This window comes from Paraburkholderia elongata (assembly GCF_013177735.1).
Classification (GTDB): Bacteria; Pseudomonadota; Gammaproteobacteria; order Burkholderiales; family Burkholderiaceae; genus Paraburkholderia; species Paraburkholderia elongata.
Map to the genome: position 1 here is coordinate 1 of NZ_WOEZ01000295.1, position 7,554 is coordinate 7,554.

Annotated in this window: 8 protein-coding genes; 2 read left to right on the forward strand and 6 right to left on the reverse strand. The window is 61.1% G+C overall.

Features of this window, described 5'->3' with window-relative positions:
* Positions 1 to 102 precede the first annotated feature (102 nt).
* The 4 genes from hfq to GNZ13_RS47900 all read right to left on the reverse strand — a co-directional run bounded on the left by hfq (position 103) and on the right by GNZ13_RS47900 (position 2,442).
* Entirely contained in the window at positions 103 to 447 is a 345-nt protein-coding gene (gene hfq / locus GNZ13_RS47885) for an RNA chaperone Hfq (RefSeq protein ID WP_328807413.1), read from the reverse strand.
* Between the two features lie 176 nt (positions 448 to 623).
* Positions 624 to 905, reverse strand: a complete 282-nt coding sequence (locus tag GNZ13_RS47890; RefSeq protein WP_172178165.1) for a hypothetical protein — start codon at positions 903 to 905, stop codon at positions 624 to 626.
* A 133-nt stretch (positions 906 to 1,038) separates the two neighbouring features.
* Entirely contained in the window at positions 1,039 to 1,767 is a 729-nt protein-coding gene (phbB, locus tag GNZ13_RS47895) for an acetoacetyl-CoA reductase (protein ID WP_328807414.1), read from the reverse strand.
* A gap of 336 nt (positions 1,768 to 2,103) precedes the next feature.
* Entirely contained in the window at positions 2,104 to 2,442 is a 339-nt protein-coding gene (locus GNZ13_RS47900; protein ID WP_236002521.1) for a hypothetical protein, read from the reverse strand.
* A 795-nt stretch (positions 2,443 to 3,237) separates the two neighbouring features.
* On the opposite strand from GNZ13_RS47900, the gene GNZ13_RS47905 reads away from it, so the two are divergent.
* Positions 3,238 to 3,495 carry a hypothetical protein gene (locus GNZ13_RS47905; protein WP_172178167.1) on the forward strand — a complete coding sequence of 86 codons (258 nt, stop codon included), beginning with the start codon at positions 3,238 to 3,240 and terminating at the stop codon, positions 3,493 to 3,495.
* 284 nt (positions 3,496 to 3,779) lie between these two features.
* Here GNZ13_RS47905 and GNZ13_RS47910 read toward each other — a convergent pair whose 3' ends face one another.
* Both GNZ13_RS47910 and GNZ13_RS47915 read right to left on the reverse strand, forming a co-directional pair.
* Positions 3,780 to 4,397 carry a class I SAM-dependent methyltransferase gene (locus GNZ13_RS47910; protein WP_172178169.1) on the reverse strand — a complete coding sequence of 206 codons (618 nt, stop codon included), beginning with the start codon at positions 4,395 to 4,397 and terminating at the stop codon, positions 3,780 to 3,782.
* A gap of 210 nt (positions 4,398 to 4,607) precedes the next feature.
* A complete protein-coding gene (locus GNZ13_RS47915; RefSeq protein ID WP_172178171.1) occupies positions 4,608 to 5,075 on the reverse strand; it encodes a YaiI/YqxD family protein in 468 nt (155 codons plus the stop codon).
* A 474-nt stretch (positions 5,076 to 5,549) separates the two neighbouring features.
* Between GNZ13_RS47915 and GNZ13_RS47920 the strand changes: the two genes are divergently transcribed.
* Complete coding sequence (locus GNZ13_RS47920; RefSeq protein WP_172178182.1) at positions 5,550 to 7,229, forward strand: ABC-F family ATP-binding cassette domain-containing protein; 1,680 nt, start codon at positions 5,550 to 5,552, stop codon at positions 7,227 to 7,229.
* Positions 7,230 to 7,554 lie beyond the last annotated feature (325 nt).

Here is a 7,554-nt window from a genome sequence, read left to right on the forward strand (position 1 = left end):
GGCGACATGGGCGAAACCGAGCCTCGGTAACACGGGACAAAGATGAAACACCTGCAGCAAAACATTCAACGAAGGGACGCAATTGTACGCAGGGCTCGTGCCCTACGCACGCGAGGTTCTCGCCTGATTGTCTTCCGCATTGGGAAGCGGCCGTGGCACCCGCCCCCCTGCATTAGGCAGCACAGTCGAGATTGCGTGCTTGAATATCATCTGGAGGCCGGAAACGGACTCCAGGACAACTACGTATGAGTCGAACGACGCGACCTGGCCGCTCAGTCTGATTCCGTTAATCAGGTAAACGCTTGCCAGAGTCTTTTCCGTGATTAGTGCATGCAGGAATTCGTCCTGAACCGAGGCTAGATTTGACATGCTGTTCTCTGTTGTCGGCGGAGCTCCGGCATTGTATCTTGAGATATCAAGGGTCCGCCGGGAAAGCATGAGGTGCATCAGGCGATTTCGACCGATAGTCTGATAGACACCTTCAAATGCGGGCTTCCCGGTTGCAAACCCGAAACCTATGAGTGCCGCTCAGCGGAAAACCCGAGCGCACCAGCGTAGCCCTCTGGACAGCGTTGTCGTCCGTTGTGGTGACGAGCGGGTTACACCAAAGTTGGAACGCGCGCTCAACGGGCAGGCCGTGCCGTGCTCGCGGTTATCGTGCCGCCGACGATGCGCTGAGCGACGACGTGACCGCGCATCAGGGTTTCGACTTCGGTAGGGACCGGGCAGCCATTGTCTCGACCGAAGCGCAGCGGCTGAATTGTTGCAGGTCTTGCGCCCAGGAAGATGTGAAAGACGCCGATGTAGCCTTCCGGTACCGAAAGACCATTTCCTCTCGCAATCCCGCCGACGGACTCCACCTCCAGCTCGATGGTGAAATCTCTGTAGCCGTATGTCCGACGCATGTCGAGACCGCCCTCGATTGCGCCTTGCTAAAATGTCGTTGCCCTCCCGCATCAGCCAAATGCTCTAGCGCCTTGTCATGGGCGCTAGAGCCATGCGGTTTCGGGCCGCGTCCTTCGTGCACCGGGACGATTCTTAACCCATGTGCAAGCCACCGTTCAGCGAGAAGTCCGCCCCCGTTGCGAAGGCTGCTTCGTCGCTTGCGAGCCACGAGACAATCGAGGCAATCTCGGTGGCTTCCCCGAGACGGCGCACCGGAATGCTCTGCAAGATTGCGTCCATGACTTCCGGGCGCACCGCACGAACCATATCCGTCCCGATGTAGCCAGGCGATACCGTATTCACCGTGATGCCCTCTGTCGCAACTTCCTGAGCAAGCGACATCGTGAAGCCGTGAATGCCCGCCTTTGCAGTCGAGTAGTTGGTCTGGCCAAACTGCCCTTTCTGCCCGTTCACCGACGAGATATTGATTACCCGTCCCCACTCCTTGCTGACCATCCCCTCGATGACCTGTTTGGTTACGTTGAACAGGCTCGTCAGGTTCGTATCGATGACAGCGTTCCAGTTCTCCCGCGACATTTTGCGAAACACGCCGTCTCGCGTAATACCGGCATTGTTCACCAGCACGTCAATCTCACCGACCTCTTTCTTCACCTTCGCGAAAGCGGCCTCTGTCGATTCCCAGTCCCCGACATTACCCTCCGAGGCAGTGAAGGAAAAGCCAAGCTCGGCCTGCTCGGCTAACCATCGTTCCCGTCGCGACGAGTTGGGCCCGCATCCGGCCACGACCGTGAGCCCATCCTTATAGAGACGCTGACATATCATCGTTCCAATTCCACCCATGCCGCCAGTCACGTACGCAATTCACTTTGCCATCTTCTGCTCTCAATTTCCGTTACGGTTAGTGGACAAAATGCTTGCAAGTGAAGCTACAAAATATTTCCGCCGTCGGCAGTCCCGCTCACGAATGTCGAGCCATCTCATTCGACTGATTGGCCGGGGTCGTTGTATTGCACCATTCTTTCACGCTGAGAACGATTCGTCCTGCGAAAAAAAAGCGTCGCCGCTGGGCGGCGACAATTGTCTTGGCCGGCCAAGCTGCTTGACGCTGTCTAGTCGCCGCGCCCCTCCCCCTTGTGTCAGGCTTCATCACCTCGGCATAGCCAACGAATTTCCTTAAGCAATCCTCTGCGTTTCATCTTACGTGCCAACCGGCGGGGGGCAACATGTCGACGGTCCTGCCAGCCCACCCGCAGAGATAATGCACTCGGTATCCGGGTCATAGACGACGCCGGAAAACCGTCGGACCCGCTCGACTGCGGCTTCGCGCAGCGCACGCTGACCCATGAACGGTAAATAGCTGTTGGCGGCATCGTCGTCGATTGCTTCGTGCGTGCGCCGGATCGCCGCGGGTGGCGGCCGCAGGTCGGTGTCAAGATTCTCGAGCCGCAGGATGTTGGCATTGCGCATCGAGTCCGCGGTTTCGGCCATCCTGTCGACCCCGATACCTGGGATGTTCTGCAAGCGTGTGACGGCCATGCTGTTCTCCTTGTCCATACCAGTCCATCAAAGCGCGAAAAGCTCCACAGTGGAAAGGTCTGCCATGCGTCAGCCGTGGCACGTCTGGGCGAACGGGATCCTGGCGTTCAATTCAACACTTTCACGAAGCCGCACCAATCCGCATCGCTACGGCAATGTGAACCCCTGGCAGCAGGCTGCCAAGCTGTGGAGCGCCGCAGCGAGAGCGCTGCGCCGCCACCGGGCGCTGTTTGTCCGCTTTCGGGCGCGAGGGCCAACGTCCGAAAGTGGCCGGTCTCTGCCCGACGGCGATCGGCAGCACGCGACCCCGGCTGTGTGAAAACGCTTGCCGAACACTGGATTCGAAAAAATCGACTCTTCAGATCGCGCCATATCGGCTTGGCGGCACCTCGGGAAGGGTAAAGCGACACCCGAAAACCGCGTAGTTTCGCGTTTTCACACAGCCTCGACCCGTTTCCGTCATTCGCCTGCCCCGATAGCGGACCGTCAATAGCTCGACAGCGGCCGAAAGCGGTGCGGTTGCCTCCGTCCATCTTCGCCAGATTGCATGTGTAGGATCTGACTAACAATATGCCGCGCTCTGTTGGATGTGGCCCACCACCGGGCGCTGCGCGCGACTTCAAGACTCAACGCGAAAGACCTGGACAAGATCACTCTGTTTCGATTTACCGGACAGTTGCGAACTCGCTCGCAAGGCTTGTGCGTCATTGGCACGCTTTGTGCGGGCGTCTCCAGCGAGCAGATAGCAAGCTCAACACGGGTCCTCAACCTTTACTTGCTTTCAGGAGAATTACCATGAAATCTCTAACGATCACAGATCTGTCCCTCGCCGAAGAACTGGATGGCAAAGCGATGGCGGCGACGCGCGGTGGCATACTAATCCACACGGTGACCTGGACGGACTGGGTCAAAACACTACCGGCATTTCCCGCATTGCCGGCAACACCAAGTTCTGGCCCGGGTGTTGACCCGGGTTTTAGCCCAGGTTATAAGCCGCAACCGGCGTACCCGGTGGGGGCGGCGACGGGTGGGTATGACCCGCGGCTGCAGTAGGTGAGTATCGTCTCGGAAGCACGGCGGGCACCCGTGGGAATATCGAACCTCCAGTTTGCAGGAAATTGGAGCTTGGTGCGGACAGTCCGCAACTGGCCGCACGCTGCCTGTCGCGGCCGACGACAGGCGTCCCCGCTTCTGCCGATTGTGCGAGATCCAGGACTGGCCGTTTCTCTGCGCGATGGACAGTGCTGCAAATCGGCTGCTTTGCGCTGCATCAAAGCGGCTTGAACGCAAGCATCTGCCAAGCCCAACGCGGGCATACGGTGACAGCCCCTGGCGTTTCAGGCGACCGGCTTGCGCCACACGCTGGCTAGCCACGGCTGCCGCTCACGCGGCAAGCCGGCGGGCCGGTAATAGTGCTCAATTTCGACAAATCCCGCGCCCGCCATATATCGGCGCCATGCTTCGAGATCATGGAAGACGCCGTAGCGGCCGTGGCTCCAGCCTTCCTGATTCGTGTCACGCGGGTTGGAGCTGAACAGCACGCCGCCGAGCTTCAGTGTCGCGTGCAATTGCCGCAACACGCGCGGCAACGCCTGACTCGGGACATGGAACAGCGCGGCGTTGGCGTAAATGCCGTCAAAGTGCGCAGCCGGCAAATCGAGATGCAGGAAATCCTGCTGCCAGACGTCGCAGCCAGTCGCGTCACGCGCCATTGCAACGAAGCGCTTGGCGCCATCGAGGCCGACCGCGCAATGGCCGAGTGCAGTGAAGGCCTTGAGATCTCGCCCCGGCCCGCAGCCGAAATCCAGGATCGTAAGAGGGGGCTCGACTTCGATATGGTGCAGCAGCGCCGCGATGTTCTGCGTGACGTCGTGGTCGTACGTGCCGTCGCGGAAATCTTCCGCGTGCGCGTCGTAGTGCTGCAACGTGACGGCACTGATTTTATCGACTCCCAAGCGGTGGGTGTCATGGGGCGGGTCTCCAATGCATAGCGGGAACAGCGAAATTCTCGACTCGGGTGAACCGAAAAGGCTGTGTAGACGTCACGAACATGCGATGCCGGGATACCACGAGGTGGTCTCACAAGCTATCTCTGACCGAGCCGCAGTTGAACCTGATCTCTGGTCAATGGGCGCTATCCTCTTGTGGTACTGCGGCTCGCATCGTCAAACAGCTGCGCCGGGCGGCGCGCGATGGCGCGCGAGAAACCGATCCAACTGTCCCGCGAACGTCTTGCTGTCGCGCGGGCTGTACGGCGCCGGACCGCCCGTATCGACGCCCGCGCTGCGCAGTTGTTCCATCACTGCACGCATCGTCAGGCGTTCCTCGATATTCTCACGGCTAAACCAGTTTCCACGCGGGTCGAGTGCATACGCGCCCTTGTCGAGCGTAGCGGCGGCAAGCGGTATGTCCGCGGTAATCACCAAGTCGCCGGCCGCGACCAGTTCGACGATACGGGCATCGGCGGTGTCGAACCCCGCCGGCACTTGCAGTGCCTTGATATAGGGCGATGGCGGCGTGCGCAAATGCTGGTTCGCGACGAGCGTCACGCACACTTCGGTGCGACGCGCGGCCCGAAACAGCATGTCCTTGACGACAGCCGGGCAGGCGTCTGCGTCAACCAGCACTTGCATCGCGGTATCTCCATTAGGTGGAGGGAGCGATCATATATTACCGTGCGCGCTTGCCCTGCGGCGGACCAGGATTTGGGCAGGGCGGGTAGTGGCAAAGCCCGTACGCAGAATGGTGGCTTTCGAATGCGAAGCAGTCACCTGAATAACCGTGTGAACGCGATGGCGAACGGCGGAAGATGGCCGACTGTACTCATCCAGCCTTCCGCCTCGTAAGCCGCCGGTCGGGAAAATTCGCTCAGACCGGTGGCCGCTTTGTGGCGTCGAAGCTCAAAGAGTACAACCGGCCAGGAGCCGTCACTCACCGTCTGTTCGCTGGCCCCGCAGCCGGGAACGCCCGGTGCGCCAATGCCCGCCTCGCTTTGTGGCCGGTGGGCGCCGCAACGCGCAAGCGGCTCTTCACTCGTGCAGCCAGAAAACAGACAGCCCTGTACGTCCGGTCGGCTATCATGCCTATCCTCTCCGAAGCAGCTCCTTATGATTTCCGTCCGTAATGTCACGCTGCGCCGCGGCGTCAATGTCGTACTCGATAGCGCGTCCGTCACCTTCACCCCCGGCGAAAAGATTGGTCTTGTCGGCCGCAATGGCGCCGGCAAGTCATCCTTCTTCGGCCTTCTCAACGGCACGCTGCACGAAGACGGCGGCGAGTTCTCGATTCCCGCTGCATGGAAGATGGGCCAGGTCGCGCAGGAGATGCCGGAGACCGAGCAGAGTGCGACCGACTTCGTCATCGAGGGTGACACCATCCTGCTGGCAGCGCAGGCCGAAGTAACCGCTGCTGAGGCCAGCGACGATGGCATGCGCATGGCGCACGCCTACATGGCCCTGCACGACGCCGGTGCACACGATGCTCCCGCACGCGCCCAGGCGCTGATCCAAGGCCTGGGCTTCAGTGCTGCCCAGCTTGGCCAGCCGGTCAACAGCTTCTCCGGCGGCTGGCGCATGCGACTGCAGCTGGCGCGAGCGCTCATGTGTCCGTCCGACTTGCTGCTGCTCGACGAACCAACCAATCACCTCGACCTCGACGCGCTGGTCTGGCTGGAAGCGTGGCTCAAGCGCTACGAGGGAACCATGGTCGTGATCAGCCACGACCGCGAATTCCTCGACGCGGTGACGCAGGTGACCGTGCACGTCGACAACGCCAAGCTGGTGCGTTATGGCGGCAACTACAGCAAGTTCGAAGAGATGCGCGCCGAGCAACTGCAGTTGCAGCAGGCCGCGATGGCGAGGCAGGCGGACAAGATCGCCCACCTGCAGAAATTCATCGACCGTTTCAAGGCCAAGGCCTCGAAGGCGAAGCAGGCGCAGAGCCGGGTCAAGGCGCTCGAACGCATGGAGAAGATCGCACCGGTGCTTGCCGACGCGGAGTTCACCTTCGAGTTCAAGGAGCCGCTCAACGTCCCGAACCCGCTATTGTCAATGCTGGACGCGAGCTTCGGCTACCCCGCGCCGACCGACGCAGCGCCGGACACGCCGCCGACGGTCATCGTGCGGGGCATCAACCGCTCCGTGCTGGCCGGGCAGCGCATCGGCATTCTCGGTGCCAACGGCCAGGGCAAGTCGACGCTGGTGAAGACGGTGGCGCACGAGCTGGCGCCGATTGCCGGCGAAATCAGCGAAGGCAAGGGCCTGAACATCGGCTACTTCGCACAGCAGGAACTCGACGTGCTGCGTCCCCTCGACACACCGCTAGAACACATGATCCGCCTTGCGAAGGACACACCGGCGCACCTGCGTGCCCCCGGCCAGAGCGGCACCGAACAATCGCTTCGTACCTTCCTCGGCACCTTCAACTTCAGTGGTGACATGGTCCATCAGGCGGTCGGCACGATGAGCGGCGGCGAAAAGGCGCGGCTCGTGTTGTGCATGATCGTGTGGCAACGCCCCAACCTGCTGCTGCTCGACGAGCCTACCAACCACCTCGACCTGGCCACACGCGAAGCGCTAGGCATGGCCCTCAACGAATTCGAAGGCACAGTGATGCTGGTCAGTCACGACCGGTCGCTGCTGCGCGCGGTATGTGACGAGTTCTGGCTCGTTACCAAGGGTGGCGTCGAGCCCTTCGACGGCGATCTGGACGATTACCAGCAGTTCCTGCGCGACGAAGCCCGTCGCATGCGCGAGCAGGCTGCCGGGGAGCAGAAGGTCATCGCCTGAGTTAAACCCCCTGGCAGTTCCAGTTTGGAAGCTGCCATAGCGCTCGCATCGAGTCGAAGGGCCGCTTAAGGTCGGGAGTGTGAGCGCACTGATGCAGGATGCTGCCACCGGGTTGCTCGATGCCGCCATCGTCAGCAATCTGCCACATTGCTGACGTAGAACCCAGCTCATCCCAATGACGGCTCCGGCCGAGAAACCGCCGTTCGCTAAGTCTGCGGGCAGCGCAGCGTGGTCCCCAACCCTGCCGTCGCGCTCGACTACGACCCGCCTCTTTGGGCTTTCACCCTTGCCGCCTGTCGCAGCCTCGGTCCCAACCGCACAGATA

Coding starts and splice junctions, on each gene's coding strand:
- hfq (WP_328807413.1), bottom strand. CDS start 447: ATGCACCTCATGCTTTCCCGGCGGACCCTTGATATCTCAAGATACAAT.
- GNZ13_RS47890 (WP_172178165.1), bottom strand. CDS start 905: ATGCGTCGGACATACGGCTACAGAGATTTCACCATCGAGCTGGAGGTG.
- GNZ13_RS47900 (WP_236002521.1), bottom strand. CDS start 2,442: ATGGCCGTCACACGCTTGCAGAACATCCCAGGTATCGGGGTCGACAGG.
- GNZ13_RS47905 (WP_172178167.1), top strand. CDS start 3,238: ATGAAATCTCTAACGATCACAGATCTGTCCCTCGCCGAAGAACTGGAT.
- GNZ13_RS47915 (WP_172178171.1), bottom strand. CDS start 5,075: ATGCAAGTGCTGGTTGACGCAGACGCCTGCCCGGCTGTCGTCAAGGAC.
- GNZ13_RS47920 (WP_172178182.1), top strand. CDS start 5,550: ATGATTTCCGTCCGTAATGTCACGCTGCGCCGCGGCGTCAATGTCGTA.